This is a genomic window from Tractidigestivibacter montrealensis (assembly GCF_024741235.1).
Taxonomy (GTDB): domain Bacteria; phylum Actinomycetota; class Coriobacteriia; order Coriobacteriales; family Atopobiaceae; genus Tractidigestivibacter; species Tractidigestivibacter montrealensis.
Genome location: NZ_JANSKA010000011.1, coordinates 13,809 through 30,381 on the forward strand (window position 1 = coordinate 13,809; position 16,573 = coordinate 30,381).

The following is a 16,573-nucleotide window of genomic DNA, read 5'->3' on the forward strand; positions in this document are numbered from 1 at the left end:
TCGTATTTTCCTTCCTGTTTCTGTGCTGCACTGTGATTGTCCCCTTTCAAATTCCCTGTGGGCAAATCGTAACCTCACGACGGTACAATCGGGGCCAGTGGCTAGTCTTGATTTTTTCGATTTTCTCTTGGTGAGGAGTGCAACATGCTTGGAGACAAACGCGTTCTCGCGATTATCCCTGCCAGGGGAGGGAGAAAGAAGATTCCCCGCAAGAACATCCGCGAGGTGTGTGGCCGTCCTCTGATTTCCTATACGATAGACGCCGCGCTCAAGTCACGATATGTGGATGCTTGTCTCGTCTCCACTGAGGATGTGGAAATCGCCGAGGTGGCTCGTCATAGCGGTGCTTGGGTTCCGTTCTTGCGTCCTGCGGAACTTGCCGCAGATACCTCCAGGACCATCGACTGCATTGTGGACGCGATGGATCGTCTTGACACAACAGGCAACTACTTTGACGTGGTCGTTCTTCTCCAAGCAACGAGTCCTCTGCGAGACGAGTCCGATGTCGATCGAGCTATCGAACGCTACGAGGAGGCAGGTGGCCGGGGCGTAATTAACGTGACCGACTTGCGCGGACACACCCATCTTCATGCGCACGATGGACGAGAAGAGCGGACGTCTCAAGCCACTGCTCAACGTGTCTAGTACAATCCGCCGCCAGGACATGCCACACTACTACCGAATTGTTGGCGCCATCTATGTGAACTCGCGGAAAGAGATAACCCCGGAGCTAAGCCTCAATGACAACCCCATCGGATCCTATCTAGACCCCTCTCGTGCGCTGGATATTGTCTCTCCCAAGGATCTTGAGCTGGTGGAGCAGGCAATTCGCGCCAGGCTGGCTTCGCGCTAGCATGGGGGCGAGGCTAACCCTACGAATTCCTGGGGCTGTCTTTTGCGCTGTGATCTCTGTTGCCTGCTGCTCCGGACGAGGCGGTCTCCTCGGCTTTGAGCTCGGCTAGCGAGCGAATAGGAGGAAGCGCTCCCACAAAGCAGGAGATTGAGAAGACGTTCATCACGACTCCCACAAAGGCCTCGCAAGCCTCGAGGTAGTACGGCCAGTTCCTCATAAGACATGATGCAGCGTCCAGCCCGTTTGCCTCTAATGCTGACGTTATGGTTCCCGTGCTGCTCGTGACGCAGCCAATCATGCTTGCTGTCACCAGGTAGATTCAGCTCGCCTGTGGTTGTCCAAAGGAACAGCTCCAAAATGCAATCGATAGCGTCGCAAACCAAAAGACGATTTCGACGTAGTTTGCCATCACGATCACAATGGAACGTTGAACGCTTTTGACGCCGTGTCGCTTGGGGTTTCCATTCTCGTCAAAGGGATCTATGAGGAGAATCTTCATCTGAGCGATGAGTATTTCGAATATCCGATAGAGCCCGTAGAAACCAAGAATCATTGATATCGATGAAGCAAAGCCCGAAATGACATATGCAACTATGGAACATGCGATAGAGGCCGCAAAGTTACCGGCGGCAAGCATCTCGGTGAGCTCATATCTGCAAATATCGTTATTTGAGCGGCTCTCATCTGCGTGGCCCAGCACATTTCGGCGGATGATTTCGAAGAGCGAATGCTTGCACAAGAACAAGATGGTCGTCCTGAACATACAGGTAATCGAGAACGGGATCCGCTCGCTCTGCCGCTGCGAAGATGGGGTCTTTTCGCTCATGAGAGCCTTCCATATGGGGAACACTCGCTGGGTATATCTTAACATCGCGCTCTGCGTTAACCTGCTAGTGCGGCCGCATGTGTCTCTACATGTAACTCGAGAAGGACGAGGTGTCATTGACAAACGCAATAGTCGCAGGTACGCCCTGGCAGCTCATGGGTGCTGTAACCCTGGTGGAGCGTGTCCCCGGCTTCTCCTTGCAGAATACTGACCTTTACCTGCGCATGGCATTCTCTGGCTCCCGGGAAGTCGCTGGTAGGCTTGCCAAGATGGGGTTCTTCCGTCATGTGTTCACGATCGGTACGTCATCGGAGGAGAGCCTGGATGCACGCGGCTCGGTCCGTCCGGGAGTACCGTCCCCAGAAGATGCGAGTGTTGCAATTGCAGCTCAGATTGAAGCCGGAGACAACTCTTTTGGAATGGCGCAGCGCCATAGCGATGGCATTGATTCGCTCCGCCGTTGGTTGCTCGATAGCTACGAGCGCGTACTTTGTACCTATCCGTATGATACGGCCATCGACCTGCTTGCCTGTTCCCCAGATGCCGTGCTCGAGCTCTTCGACGATGGACTGGGAAGTTACGTGGGTGACATTCTGGGTCCCTTCTCTTTGTCGTTAGCGCCTAGGCTTGCGGCCGTATACCTGTGTGCTCCTGAACTCAGCCACAACGATTTGCAGGTAGTGCCGAAAAAGTTACCAATTTCTTTTGATGACGCTGAGCTCGTTGGTGACTTGTGTCGCATATTCTCGGTAGATTCTCGCGAGCTCTCCATCTACCACGGCTGGCACATCGTGTACCTTACGCAGCCAACGGACGGTATGGCGAGAAGGGAAGTGCTCGACGAGCAGGTTGCGGGCATTTTGCTGCAGCACGCTGATGACGTTGTGGTGCGTCCCCATCCCCGCGATGCGCGCAACCATCATGCTGGTCTTACCTATGACATGAGCTCAATTCCGTGGGAGCTAGCCTGTATGTTTGGCATTGTCTCCGACGACTCGATGCTGATTGCGGAGTGCTCTACGGCGCAGCTTACGCCACGACTGCTCGTGGGGGTCCAGCCTCGCTTGGTCTTTTTGAGTGAGGTGCTGGCAAGCGAATCACCATCCGACCTGCTTTCAAAGGAACGCGAGCTGGCAGGCATCATTGGCTCAATGTATGCCGAGCCGAGCAGGGTGTTTACTCCTGCCAATGTTGAGGAGCTTACGAGGGTTCTGGAGTCTTGATAGCTTATCTGGGCTCTTGGCTTCTGCACCATAGCTTGATGTTTCCCTAATTGTTGGACTCAGTTCGGGCAAGGATACGAGCAACATACAGAACTGCTGACAGCCCCTTTGGTATCTAGGGGCAGTTCCCTCGCTTCGATTTAGCTAGTAGCTAATGTCTGTATTTCTTGGCAAGTGGAGAATAATCGTGCACCAGCGAATCATGGGCGGAAAACGAAGGCTGCTTATTAGTGTCGCGCCGTGATGATAGTGTGCTCTTAAGGAGGTGAGCAACATGCTTTACGCGCACACTAGGGATGGAATGCCAGAGTGTGAATGGCAGCTGCTGGAGGCTCATCTCTCTGCAGTTGCTCAACTTGCTGCAGAGTTTGCGAAGCCGTTTGGTGCAGGAGATTTCGCATATATTCTTGGCAAAGTCCATGATGCTGGAAAGGCGAGTAAAGCGTTCCAAGATTATCTCAAGGACAATCAGGGTCGTGTTGATCATTCGACCTATGGCGCTCAGCTTCTTGCAAAGAGATACGGCCCGGTCGGGGAATTGTTTTCATATGCAATATGCGGCCATCACGGCGGCCTTCCCAATGGCTATTCGGGAGAAATGAGGACGTCTCTCAGTGAGAGGCTCCAGAAAACTGTTGAACCGGTAGACATTTCCTCCCTGGGGCTTGGGCTGCCTTCTACTGATGTGCTAATGAAAGCATTTCCAAAATGGCTCCACGGTAACGATTCCAAGCAACTTACGTACTCCATGACCTTTCTATTACGGATGCTGTTCAGTTGCCTGGTTGATGCCGATTTTCTTGACACAGAAAAATTTGTCGATCCGGATAGGGCATCTCTCAGAGAGCAGCACGGGTTGACACTCGAGCAAATGCGTGCAGTTCTTGCTGAAAAGACAAAAATGATGTCCAAACAGGAACAGACACCCATCAATGTCGCACGTAGCGATATCCATGCCGCATGCGTAAATGCGGCAAAGGAAAAGCCTGGGGTCTTTACTCTCACCGTCCCCACGGGTGGTGGAAAAACGCTCTCTAGCCTAGCGTTTGCGCTGGAGCACGCAATTGCTAACAGGCAACAGAGAATTATTTATGCAATACCTTTCACTTCGATTGTCGAGCAGACAGCGGCAACGTTCAAAGGACTGTTCGGGGATGATTCGGTGCTCGAGCACCATAGCTCCTATAAGTTCCATGAGCGTGAGGACGAGGATGGTGAGCGTTTTATGCGCGAGAGGCTTGCCATGGAAAACTGGGATGCTAATCTCGTCGTCACGACTAATGTGCAGCTCTTCGAGTCGATATACGCCGACAACCCTTCGCGCTGCCGGAAGAACCACAACCTCGCCGATAGCGTGATAATTTTGGACGAAGCGCAAAGCATCCCGGATGGGGTTCTTGCTCCATGCCTTGCGGCACTTGATGAGCTTGCTACTCACTATGGAACAACGGTTGTTTTGTGTACTGCAACTCCACCGGCACTTGATGCGGTGTGGCCCTTTCCGGTGACCACGAGAGACATTGTTCCGATGAGCGGGCGGCATGCAGACGTATTTGAGTCTCGCGTGCGGATTGAGAATATCGGGGAAATTTGCGAGGAAACTCTTGCGGCACGACTCTGCGAATATAACCAGGTCCTATGCATCGTAAGCACGAGGAGGGCCGCTAGTGAGATATTTGATCATCTGGCGGGGGGCGAAAAGTCAGATGGAGTCTTCCATCTCAGTGCTTTAATGATTCCAGCCCACCGAAGCGAGGTAATCAGCAAAATAAAAGAAAGGCTTGCTAACAATCTCCCGTGCAAGGTCGTTTCCACGCAGCTCATCGAGGCGGGTGTAGACATAGACTTTCCCGTGGTATACAGGGAGCTTGCGGGGATAGATTCAATCAAGCAGGCTGCCGGCAGATGTAACAGAGAAGGTCACTTGGGTTGCGGACATGTCTATGTCTTCGATTGCCCAGAGATAAGGGTTACTAAATACTGGCTTGGAAACATGAGGGCGCTTGGGAGAGAGACGATTGCTAACCAGAGCGATCCATTTGGTGATTCTGGAATTAGGTACTTCTTTAGGGCTCGATATCAAGTACAGGAGACTGATCAATTCGATGTAATGGCAGAGTTTGCCAGTCCGGGAAGGCTAGAGGGTGGAAATTTGCCGTTCGAGTCCTGCGGACGAGAGTTCCGTCTGGTAGATGATTCGGGAACGAGTGTCTTTGTCCCTCTCGGAGAAAGAGGCGGAAGACTTCTCGCTGCCATAAGAAACGACAGCTTAGATATCAGAGAGATGCGTGAGATACAGCGATTTAGTGTCAATGTCGCACCGTGGCAGCTGCGTGATCTTGAGGATAGGTCTGCAGTCGCACGCGAGGGAGGTATGAACATGTATGTTCTTGAACCTCACGATGGAACCCTTGGTTCCTACTCAACGGAAAAAGGCCTTCTGTTGGAAGACGAGGCGGGGGCGTGCACGATTTGATCGAAAGGAGGACACATGGGCTATGGAATCGCGGTAGACGTTTCTGGTCCAAGGGCGTGCTTCACGAGGCCAGAGATGAAAGCAGAGCGCGTGAGCTATGACGTGATGACGCCTTCTGCAGCGCGCGGAATCCTAGAGGCAATCTATTGGAAGCCCGCCATCGTCTGGCGCATCGACGGCATTCGCGTGATGAACGAGATCAAGTTTGATACGTTCAGGAGAAACGAAGTGGGTGAGAAGGCCAGCTACATGAACGCTCGCCAAGCTTTCAAAGGGAAAGACAAGGAGCTCTATCTGGACCCAATTGCCAATAGGCAGCAAAGACAGACCTTGTATCTGCGTGATGTCCATTACATTATCACGGCGCACTTCGACCTCACGGAGCAGGCGGGCGAGACGGACACACCCGAAAAGCACTACAACATCATGCTGCGGAGACTACGAAAGGGACAGTGCTTCAGCCAGCCGTACTTTGGTTGCCGCGAATTCGCCGTTCGCGATTTTCACGAGGCTGCAAATGGGGGAGTTACTTCCTTCTACTTGGGAACTGAGGTCGACCTCGGATACATGCTCTATGACATCGACTTTGAGCATGACATGGCGCCCAAGTTCTTCCGTGCAGTTATGAAGGACGGTTTCATAGACACCGCGGCTGCGCGCGAGGAGGTCGTCTCATGATTCTCGATGACCTTGACAGGTACTATCGGCTGAAAGAGGCAGAACCGGGATCGGACATTCCTCGTGCTGGCTGGAGCGTCGCAAGTGTCTCTTGGGAGTTCAGGCTTGACGAGTCGGGGAGACTTATAAGCGTTGTTTCTCTTGGAACGGAGAAGAACAAAGCTCGCCAGATGCTTGTTCCAGAACAGGAAAGCCGCTCCAGTGGAATTCAGCCGTACTTCCTCTGTGATAAGGCGGCATACTTCCTAGGCCTGGACGAAAAGCGAGGCTCCCAGATGCGTGAGGCATCGGCGGAGCTTCATCGCAAGGTACTGTGCAACGTGAATGATCTGGCTGCGGCTGCCGTAATGAAGTTCTTCGATTCCCCGTTTGACCTTGAGAGTCTTGATCAGGACATTTCCGATTCGTTGGCACGCGGGGGACTGATCGTGTTCCGCTTTCTGCCGGACATGAGCCTTGTCCATGAGCGCAAGGCGGTCACAGAGGCCTGGATGATAGCAAGACAGGTCAACTCCGACGGAGCAACAGTTCAATGTGCTATTACTGGGCATGAGGGAATCCCCGCGCAGAAGTTCCCGATGACCATGGGAATGCCGGGAGCAAACTCTTCTGGAGCATCGCTAATAAGCTTCAACTGCAATGCGTTCTGCTCATATGGTCACAACAAGGATGACCAGGCAAAGAATGCTTCTATTTCACAGGAAGCTGCCTTTAATGTCGGAACTGCCATCCGGTATCTGAATAACTCTCCCGAGCATCACGTGGATATTGGTGACGCCCGCGTTGTCTTCTGGACAGGGGATGACTCGGACGAATCCATTGGGCTGCTTTCTCTCTTTCTCGACCCCGATGCGCAGAGCCGTGAAGCGGGGGAGGATGAGAAGCTGCTTGCAAGTCTTCGCCAGCGCCTCGACGCGATTCGCGTTGGCAGGGACACGGTTCCCGTCTCGCGCACGTCCAGATACTTCGTTCTTGGACTCTCTCCTAACATGGCACGCATCTCTGTTCGATTTTTCCAAACGGGGACACTCGGTTCTCTCGAAGATCACTTCGCCGAATTTTTGCGGGACATCGATGTTTCGGACTATAAGGGGGATTCCCTTCGCCCCCGGACGCTGCGAGCGTATATCTACCAGACTGCTGCCCAAGGCAAAGCAGACAATGTGCCAAACACCCTCGTCTGCTCCTCTGTCGAAGCGATGCTGAGAGGAACCGCCTTTCCTCAGTCGCTATTTGAGCAGCTCATTATGCGAATGCGGACGGATAAGGGTTTTAGCGGCTCGGGGAGCAAGAAATACGATGCCATGTACTTGCGTGTCCCCATGCTCAAGGCATGTCTATTAAGAAAGGCTCGGCAGGTAGGAGATGTTCAAGTCGAAAGGAGTCTGACTGTGTCTCTGAACGAGAAAAACCTGAATATGGGGTACTTGCTTGGGCGGCTATTCGCAATACTTGAGAAGGCTCAGGAGGAGGCAGTTCCCGGTGCCAACTCGACTATCCGCGACCGCTACATAGGTTCGGCTTCCGCCACACCTGCGCGAGTGTTCCCACAGCTGCTGAAAAACGGGCAGCACCATCTGGAAAAGGCCGAGTATGGTTTTCTGCTCGACAGAAAGATCCAGGAGGTTATGGCCCTCATCGATAGCAAGGAGGGCTTCCCCCAGACCCTCTCGTATGACGACCAAGGGCAGTTCTTCATCGGGTACTACCAGCAGAAGCAGGCTCTCTATGCCAAAGGATCCGCGGATGACCAAGAGAAGGAGAATGCGTAATGAGTGCTCCAATCAGCAATCGCTATGACTTCGTGTTCTATTTCGATGTCGAGAACGGCAACCCAAACGGTGACCCAGATGCTGGCAACATGCCTCGCATCGATCCCGAGACAGGAATTGGCATTGTCTCCGATGTCTGTCTAAAGCGTAAAGTCAGGAATTACGTGGACCTTGTAAAGGGCGAACCCATTGATGCTCCAGCCGCCACCGAAGGCGAACTTGGTTACAAGATTTATATACAGGACAAGACTGTCCTTAATGAGCGCAACAAGCTGGCATATATCCATAACGACATTAAGCCCGTATCGAAGAAGCTTCCCGCTAAGGTTGAGGAGCAGAGGAAGGTCACACAGTTCATGTGTGACAACTTCTACGACATACGGGCGTTTGGCGCTGTTATGACGACCGATATCAACTGCGGACAGGTTCGTGGACCTGTGCAAATGTGCTTCTCCCAGTCCGAGGATCCCGTGGTACCGCAGGAGATGAGCATCACTCGAATGGCGGTAACGAACGAGAAGGACCGTGACAAGGAGCGCACCATGGGTCGCAAGTCTTTTGTCCCCTATGGTCTCTATCGTTGTGAGGGGTTCGTCTCGGCATCCCTGGCAGAAAAGACTGGCTTCTCTGATGCGGACCTCCAGCTTTTCTGGGAGGCCCTGATGAACATGTTCGAGAATGACCGCAGCGCAGCGCGCGGCCTCATGACCTCGAGAAAGCTATATATCTTCAAGCATGAGAGCAAATTGGGAAACGCCCCGGCGCACATGCTTTTCGATACCATTGAGGCACACAAGAAGTGCGCTGGTCCTGCTCGCAAGTTTAGTGATTATTCCATCGAGGTTGAGAAGGAAGCTATTCCTGCCGGTGTCGAACTTCAGGAGTTCGACTGGATTAAGCCCTCTGTGTAATGAGAGACATGTACACAGATGATGAGCTACTCCCGCTGTCTGGAGTACAGCACTATGCCTTTTGCCCCAGTCAGTGGGCGCTCATTCAGGTTGAGCAACAATGGGAAGAAAACGCTCGAACCATATCTGGCGAGGAAATGCACGAGCGATGTCATGACCAGAGCCTCCGAGAGAGGCGAGGTAACCTATTGGTGGTGCGTGGCCTTCGCGTTGTTAGCCACGAACTTGGTCTGTATGGCGTGTGCGATGTTGTCGAGTTTCGCAAGTCATCTGGGGGAGTTCCGCTTTCAGGAGAGAGCGGACTCTGGGCTCCTCTGCCTGTTGAATATAAAAATGGCTCAACCAAAATCGGGGACGAGGATCGCTTACAGCTGTGTGCGCAAGCCAACTCACTCGAAGAGATGTTCTGTTGCAAGCTGTCCGAGGGGTACTTGTTCTATGGAGCGACGCGTTCACGTGAGCGTGTCTCTCTGAGCGAGTCGCTACGGAAAGCAACGAGGGAAGCATGTAAGCGAATGCACGATGACTTTGAGCGCGGAATAAGTCCCAAGCCGCACTTGCGAAAGTCTTGCAATGCATGCTCTCTCAAAGATCGTTGCCTTCCCGCCTTGTCAAAAACCAAGTCTATCAGTGAATATATGGACTCGATGATGGAGGCATAGGTGATTAAACTTCTAAACACCCTCTATGTCCTCTCTGAAGACGCCTATCTTTCCTTGGACAATGAAAACGTTGTTGTTACAAAGAGCGGAGTGGAGGCAGGCCGCTTCCCTCTGCACACGCTTAACGCGATAGAGTATTTTGGCTATAAGGGTGCAAGCCCTTCTCTGATTGGAGAGTGTGCCGCCCGCGGCATTGACCTTGGCTTCTTTACGCCACGCGGGCGTTTTCTTGCTCGTACCGTAGGGGAAGAGCGGGGAAACGTCTTGTTGCGACAAGAGCAGTATCGCATTTCGGATGACGAGGACCGATCCCTTACGATTGCACAGAACATGATTGCCGCCAAAGTCTTTAACGCTCGATGGGTAATAGAGAGAGCAATCAGAGATCACCCCTTGCAGGTAAATGCCGATGACATGAGGAAATGCTCCAGGGAGTTGGCTGACTATTCACGCAATGCCAGGACAGCAAACTCTATGGAAGAGCTTCGTGGCATTGAGGGATTGGCGGCCCGATGCTATTTCCAGCGTTTTGGTAGCTTGATCTTTGTCAGCGATAAAGCGATGAGCTTTGGTGGTCGGAGTAGGAGGCCGCCTTTGGATGCGCCCAACGCTATGCTCTCCTTTGCGTACTCGCTGCTCACAACAGATTGCGCATCCGCATTGGAGGGCGTTGGCTTAGACCCATATATTGGGCTAATGCATGCCGAGAGGCCTGGACGCAAGAGCTTGGCGTTGGATCTTGTTGAGGAACTGAGGGCTCCGTTCGCAGACCGTATCGTCTTGACCTGCATCAACAACAGGATTCTTGGGTCAGATGGATTCGAACATCGGCAGGATGGCTCCTATTTCTTCAGAGACAATGGCAGGCGGAAGTTCCTGGACGCTTGGCAGAAGAAGAAACGCGAGGTGATTCGCCATCCCTATCTGGGTGTCAAGGTAGCGTGGGGATTAGTGCCCCACGTTCAGGCGATGCTCTTAGCGAGATTTATCCGCGGGGATATTGAAGGCTACCCGCCCTTTATGTGGAAGTAGGACTCCATGCTGGTGCTGGTTACCTATGACGTAAACACCGAAACTCCAGAAGGCAAGCGGAGATTGAGACTTGTGGCTCGAGCTTGCGTTCGAAAAGGCAGGCGCGTTCAAAGCTCGGTTTTTGAGTGTCTACTGAATAGCGCGGAGTTTATTTCCCTAAAGCACGAGCTTTCAGGGATTGTTGACCAAGAGCATGACAGTCTGCGCTTCTACAATTTGGGCAACGAGTACCGGAGTAAGATTGAGGTGATAGGCACAGATAGGGGTTATGACCCATCCGATACGTTGATGATTTGAGAACTTGTTAGTGCGAACCCTAGGCTGCCATTAATGGTACATAGGGTTCGCACTTATTTTTTGGTTCGATAGCACCGTGACAATTGCATAGGAGAGGATTGCGCAACGATACTTTGTGAAATCCAGTACTATATCGGGTATGTGATGTTGAGAGTTTCGCAACATCTAGCTGTCGCCCCTCGCATGAGGGGCGTGGATTGAAACGGAAGAGCAGATGGGAACCAGACAGCATGGCTCAAGTCGCCCCTCGCATGAGGGGCGTGGATTGAAACGACGGCGTGGACGTGCGCGACATCACTCGGCCCAGGTCGCCCCTCGCATGAGGGGCGTGGATTGAAACACCACCTTTCGTGTCGAAGCGTCATTGTCTCGCGTCGTCGCCCCTCGCATGAGGGGCGTGGATTGAAACTATCATAGATACAAAATCCGAGAAAAACGCTTGGTCGCCCCTCGCATGAGGGGCGTGGATTGAAACAAGCGGAGCGTCTATTCCACCGCCCAGCACCCCGTCGCCCCTCGCATGAGGGGCGTGGATTGAAACTGATACACCGGCAAGCCATTTGGTCGCCTTTGCCAGTCGCCCCTCGCATGAGGGGCGTGGATTGAAACGAGAATTGAAACGCCTTTAATATTCGCGCTTGGTGTCGCCCCTCGCATGAGGGGCGTGGATTGAAACCCGAACTCGATTTCGGTGTACTTGCCGAGAATGCAGTCGCCCCTCGCATGAGGGGCGTGGATTGAAACCCGGCAGTTACACCCTGACCGCTTCGTCTAGCGGGTCGCCCCTCGCATGAGGGGCGTGGATTGAAACCCGGCCAGTTCGCCGAATGGCTTGGAGGCGTCATGTCGCCCCTCGCATGAGGGGCGTGGATTGAAACGTCGCAGACCTGCAAGCCGAACGAGAGCGTGTCGGTCGCCCCTCGCATGAGGGGCGTGGATTGAAACAAGCCTTCACGGCATGAAAAATAGAAAGCCCCGTGTCGCCCCTCGCATGAGGGGCGTGGATTGAAACAGGAGGTCTCGCAGCGCCGCGCAATGGAGCACTAGGTCGCCCCTCGCATGAGGGGCGTGGATTGAAACGAGATGACGTTTCCAAGGAAGCTTGCGATGCGCCGTCGCCCCTCGCATGAGGGGCGTGGATTGAAACTCGTATGCGTTCTTCTCGGGAATGCGGCCCTCCGGTCGCCCCTCGCATGAGGGGCGTGGATTGAAACTAACATCGACTGGCACGAGCGCGTGGTGTATCTCGTCGCCCCTCGCATGAGGGGCGTGGATTGAAACTGAACCTCTCCGAGCAGGAAGAGGAGTGCATCGAGTCGCCCCTCGCATGAGGGGCGTGGATTGAAACTGGGTGTCGACGCTCAGCTCGTCGAAAGTCTTTAGTCGCCCCTCGCATGAGGGGCGTGGATTGAAACATGTCGTCCCCCCCTACTCTTGGGGATTCGGCTGTCGCCCCTCGCATGAGGGGCGTGGATTGAAACCGTTAAGGACGTCTACCAGAACAATGCAATCTGGTCGCCCCTCGCATGAGGGGCGTGGATTGAAACTTGAGACCAAGCTCAGGATACTGGCAAAGGCGACGTCGCCCCTCGCATGAGGGGCGTGGATTGAAACCCGTCGATGGCCTTCTGGTAGTTCGGCTGACTGGTGTCGCCCCTCGCATGAGGGGCGTGGATTGAAACTTGTTCGTATCGTATGAGCAGCGTGCATTCTGGAAGTCGCCCCTCGCATGAGGGGCGTGGATTGAAACTGGTACCTGCTTTGACGTTGCCGCGCTGACCCCAGTCGCCCCTCGCATGAGGGGCGTGGATTGAAACTTCGCTAAATCCGCGCGTATGAGCTCCTTTATGTAGTCGCCCCTCGCATGAGGGGCGTGGATTGAAACTCGTGGCGTACAACGTGAGGTCGCGCCGGTAGCCGTCGCCCCTCGCATGAGGGGCGTGGATTGAAACCATCACTCAGACATCATGAAGTGCCTGAAGATTACAGTCGCCCCTCGCATGAGGGGCGTGGATTGAAACAGGCTGTGGTTGTAGGAGAAGAACAGGGACATGGTCGCCCCTCGCATGAGGGGCGTGGATTGAAACAAGCAGCTAAGCGGAAGCCTCTATTTCGCCAGCGCGTCGCCCCTCGCATGAGGGGCGTGGATTGAAACTACAACTCCAAGGCATGGAGGGACACGCAGCGCGGTCGCCCCTCGCATGAGGGGCGTGGATTGAAACGTTGCTCTTCTTCTCGTGCCTCTGGACTATGTCGTCGCCCCTCGCATGAGGGGCGTGGATTGAAACATCAGCGTGGCCGGTGACGGCGACGACTAGGGGGTGTCGCCCCTCGCATGAGGGGCGTGGATTGAAACTACGTTCCGTCTTGCACAGACAACTACCGGTATGCGGTCGCCCCTCGCATGAGGGGCGTGGATTGAAACGACTTCGCAATCATGAAGACCACGCAGGGGACGTGGTCGCCCCTCGCATGAGGGGCGTGGATTGAAACATCGACGTTGCCGACGTTCAGGCTTGCAAGGTGGCGTCGCCCCTCGCATGAGGGGCGTGGATTGAAACGAGGACGAGGTGGCATACGCCAAGAAGGTACTTGGTCGCCCCTCGCATGAGGGGCGTGGATTGAAACGAGACGGCGCTAAACCGCGATTTGCTCCTTGAGGTCGCCCCTCGCATGAGGGGCGTGGATTGAAACGTTTTCGCGCTGCTGGTGCTCGCAGAGGACATGTGTCGCCCCTCGCATGAGGGGCGTGGATTGAAACTCTGGGAAGCAGGAATACATAGACGGATTGCAGGTCGCCCCTCGCATGAGGGGCGTGGATTGAAACTACCAGCATCATCTCTCCGCCGTTCCAACAGACGTCGCCCCTCGCATGAGGGGCGTGGATTGAAACGGGTCCGCCCTTGGGCCGGAGACCGCCTATGCCGGTCGCCCCTCGCATGAGGGGCGTGGATTGAAACTCCGGCAACGCCGACGATGCGACACCGGTCGACGGTCGCCCCTCGCATGAGGGGCGTGGATTGAAACTGCATCTCGACGGGCACTCGGACGTTGACCGTGGTCGCCCCTCGCATGAGGGGCGTGGATTGAAACACGCGCGCATAAGGTTCACCAACATTCGGCTCAAGTCGCCCCTCGCATGAGGGGCGTGGATTGAAACAACATCACCGATGGCTACATTTGCACGCTTGACGTCGCCCCTCGCATGAGGGGCGTGGATTGAAACCGGTGCTGCTTTGCTTGTAGCTATAATCATAGATGTCGCCCCTCGCATGAGGGGCGTGGATTGAAACGGGCCCAAGACCGCCTACAACGTCCAGCACTCCCGTCGCCCCTCGCATGAGGGGCGTGGATTGAAACCTCGTAGTAGTGGAAGTCTCCCTTCCTAAAGCCGGTCGCCCCTCGCATGAGGGGCGTGGATTGAAACACACGCCGTTCGCGCTCCTATGCGACCGTATACGTCGCCCCTCGCATGAGGGGCGTGGATTGAAACCCGCGCGCTCTATCACGTCCAGCTGCAGCGGGCAGTCGCCCCTCGCATGAGGGGCGTGGATTGAAACCAGTCCTCGTGGCGCAAGTGGTGCGAGCCGACGGTCGCCCCTCGCATGAGGGGCGTGGATTGAAACGACCATGACCCTGCCGGTCCGCCGCTGGTCGCGCGTCGCCCCTCGCATGAGGGGCGTGGATTGAAACTGGTTGTTGCCTCCGTTCGCCGGGTGCACCATCGTCGCCCCTCGCATGAGGGGCGTGGATTGAAACACCAAGCCCACGTGGATTAGCCCCACCGACTACAGTCGCCCCTCGCATGAGGGGCGTGGATTGAAACAGCTCTATGTAATTAATCATTAAACCACCTCCTAGTCGCCCCTCGCATGAGGGGCGTGGATTGAAACTCGAATGCGCGGGTGTCCTGCTGCTCCTGAGTCGTCGCCCCTCGCATGAGGGGCGTGGATTGAAACGACCTCTCGAATGGAAAGCCGACTTCCGAGCGCGTCGCCCCTCGCATGAGGGGCGTGGATTGAAACCAGTTGTCGCTCTCGTTGTCCTGTCTCCACACGACGTCGCCCCTCGCATGAGGGGCGTGGATTGAAACTGCGTCGACTTGAGCGTGTTCTCCGCAGATGTAAGTCGCCCCTCGCATGAGGGGCGTGGATTGAAACCACATGTTGTCATGACTCACGACGGCACGGAATGGTCGCCCCTCGCATGAGGGGCGTGGATTGAAACTACCACTTCATGCGCAATGGTGGCGGAACGGCAGTCGCCCCTCGCATGAGGGGCGTGGATTGAAACCATAGGATATGCAGACATTTTAAAACCTTTTGCTGTCGCCCCTCGCATGAGGGGCGTGGATTGAAACCGGTGTCCTCAATGCGAATCTCCGTCGACGTGCGTCGCCCCTCGCATGAGGGGCGTGGATTGAAACATTTGCTCTACCTTGCCTTTCAACGGTGCGCGGCGTCGCCCCTCGCATGAGGGGCGTGGATTGAAACTATCGTCATGAGGACGAGATGATTGCTGCGATAGTCGCCCCTCGCATGAGGGGCGTGGATTGAAACTCGGGCCGCGAGGTCAGGGTGTACGGGCGCATCGCGTCGCCCCTCGCATGAGGGGCGTGGATTGAAACTCGTACGTGTCGCGCGTGGATGCGGCGAGGGCGGGTCGCCCCTCGCATGAGGGGCGTGGATTGAAACGCCTTCAGGTGGCCGCGCTTCGTGGCCGTCGAGGGTCGCCCCTCGCATGAGGGGCGTGGATTGAAACTCGCGCCCGATGGACGCCGGGGAGCTGGCCGCCGGTCGCCCCTCGCATGAGGGGCGTGGATTGAAACGTGGACTCGTCGGCCATCGTCCAGAGCGTGGCCGTCGCCCCTCGCATGAGGGGCGTGGATTGAAACTACGGCGTGGACGAGTCCGCCGCCGACGCCTTCTGTCGCCCCTCGCATGAGGGGCGTGGATTGAAACTGCCCCGCCGTCCCCTTGGGGTGGTGGTGCGCGTAGTCGCCCCTCGCATGAGGGGCGTGGATTGAAACCAGCGTGCCCACGCGCCCGGCGAGCCTGTCGCCGGTCGCCCCTCGCATGAGGGGCGTGGATTGAAACGTGCGCTTAATCCCTCGCGAGCGTGGCTGCCCAGTCGCCCCTCGCATGAGGGGCGTGGATTGAAACCGAGCTGTCGGCCACAGACCCGCGTGGCATCATGTCGCCCCTCGCATGAGGGGCGTGGATTGAAACTTGTGGATGGGGACGGAGAGGAGTACAGCACGAGTCGCCCCTCGCATGAGGGGCGTGGATTGAAACGCGGGACGCGCGTGGGCGAGGCACTGGGCGTCATGTCGCCCCTCGCATGAGGGGCGTGGATTGAAACTAGCTAGTAAGGTTCTTGTAGAGTTCAAGCTTGAGTCGCCCCTCGCATGAGGGGCGTGGATTGAAACATCAATGGCAGGCAGATGCCAGAGGATTTCGTCGTCGCCCCTCGCATGAGGGGCGTGGATTGAAACGACTTGGTGAGAATCCACTCCTGGTATTCGAGGGGGTCGCCCCTCGCATGAGGGGCGTGGATTGAAACGGGAGCGCCTCGGGGACGAGCGCATAGAGCGCCGGTCGCCCCTCGCATGAGGGGCGTGGATTGAAACGCATCTGGCGTTGGCGCGAACGCGTACGCCGTCGTCGCCCCTCGCATGAGGGGCGTGGATTGAAACGTGTTCGGCCCGCAGATCGAGGCGGACCTGCTCAAGTCGCCCCTCGCATGAGGGGCGTGGATTGAAACACACCGACTTCGGCGAGGACATCGATGCATTCAGTCAAGTAAAAGTCGACAGTTCGCTCTGTCGATTTCCCACACTTCGC

The 16,573-nt window shown here is 55.5% G+C and carries 11 protein-coding genes and 1 CRISPR repeat array; of the genes, 10 read left to right on the top strand and 1 reads right to left on the bottom strand.

Annotated elements, in window-relative coordinates; genetic code table 11:
- The first annotated feature begins 144 nt into the window (after window positions 1-144).
- The gene (locus tag NVS32_RS10815) at window positions 145-645 is read left to right on the top strand and encodes an acylneuraminate cytidylyltransferase family protein (RefSeq protein ID WP_258499829.1); all 501 of its coding nucleotides are present in this window, start codon (window positions 145-147) and stop codon (window positions 643-645) included.
- Window positions 638-853, top strand: coding sequence for a glycosyltransferase family protein (locus NVS32_RS10820; protein ID WP_258499830.1), 216 nt, complete (start codon window positions 638-640; stop codon window positions 851-853). The genes NVS32_RS10815 and NVS32_RS10820 overlap by 8 nt, the downstream gene beginning before the upstream one ends.
- Before the next feature lie 319 nt (window positions 854-1,172).
- On the opposite strand, the gene NVS32_RS10825 is transcribed toward NVS32_RS10820, so the two are convergent.
- Window positions 1,173-1,679: a hypothetical protein gene (locus NVS32_RS10825; protein WP_258499831.1), complete on the bottom strand. Its 507-nt coding sequence runs from the start codon at window positions 1,677-1,679 to the stop codon at window positions 1,173-1,175.
- A 110-nt stretch (window positions 1,680-1,789) separates the two neighbouring features.
- Here NVS32_RS10825 and NVS32_RS10830 point away from each other — a divergent pair, with 110 nt between their 5' ends.
- From NVS32_RS10830 to cas2, 8 genes are all read left to right on the top strand, one after another.
- Window positions 1,790-2,902: a polysialyltransferase family glycosyltransferase gene (locus NVS32_RS10830; protein ID WP_258499832.1), complete on the top strand. Its 1,113-nt coding sequence runs from the start codon at window positions 1,790-1,792 to the stop codon at window positions 2,900-2,902.
- 274 nt (window positions 2,903-3,176) lie between these two features.
- Entirely contained in the window at window positions 3,177-5,378 is a 2,202-nt protein-coding gene (gene cas3, locus NVS32_RS10835) for a CRISPR-associated helicase Cas3' (protein WP_258499833.1), read from the top strand.
- A gap of 15 nt (window positions 5,379-5,393) precedes the next feature.
- On the top strand, window positions 5,394-6,056 hold the full coding sequence (gene cas5c, locus NVS32_RS10840; RefSeq protein ID WP_118110390.1) for a type I-C CRISPR-associated protein Cas5c: 663 nt from the start codon (window positions 5,394-5,396) through the stop codon (window positions 6,054-6,056).
- The gene (gene cas8c, locus NVS32_RS10845) at window positions 6,053-7,828 is read left to right on the top strand and encodes a type I-C CRISPR-associated protein Cas8c/Csd1 (protein WP_118343116.1); all 1,776 of its coding nucleotides are present in this window, start codon (window positions 6,053-6,055) and stop codon (window positions 7,826-7,828) included. The genes cas5c and cas8c overlap by 4 nt, the downstream gene beginning before the upstream one ends.
- Window positions 7,828-8,739 (top strand): type I-C CRISPR-associated protein Cas7/Csd2, encoded by a 912-nt coding sequence (cas7c, locus tag NVS32_RS10850; protein WP_118110384.1) that lies wholly within the window; start codon window positions 7,828-7,830, stop codon window positions 8,737-8,739. The genes cas8c and cas7c overlap by 1 nt, the downstream gene beginning before the upstream one ends.
- Before the next feature lie 8 nt (window positions 8,740-8,747).
- Entirely contained in the window at window positions 8,748-9,401 is a 654-nt protein-coding gene (gene cas4 / locus NVS32_RS11090) for a CRISPR-associated protein Cas4 (RefSeq protein ID WP_368407225.1), read from the top strand.
- A complete protein-coding gene (cas1c, locus tag NVS32_RS10855) occupies window positions 9,402-10,433 on the top strand; it encodes a type I-C CRISPR-associated endonuclease Cas1c (RefSeq protein ID WP_258499834.1) in 1,032 nt (343 codons plus the stop codon).
- Window positions 10,434-10,439: 6 nt separating this feature from the next.
- The gene (gene cas2 / locus NVS32_RS10860; protein WP_258499835.1) at window positions 10,440-10,730 is read left to right on the top strand and encodes a CRISPR-associated endonuclease Cas2; all 291 of its coding nucleotides are present in this window, start codon (window positions 10,440-10,442) and stop codon (window positions 10,728-10,730) included.
- Between the two features lie 171 nt (window positions 10,731-10,901).
- A CRISPR array of direct repeats spans window positions 10,902-16,493; the repeat unit is 33 nt; unit sequence GTCGCCCCTCGCATGAGGGGCGTGGATTGAAAC.
- The last annotated feature ends 80 nt before the right edge of the window (window positions 16,494-16,573 follow it).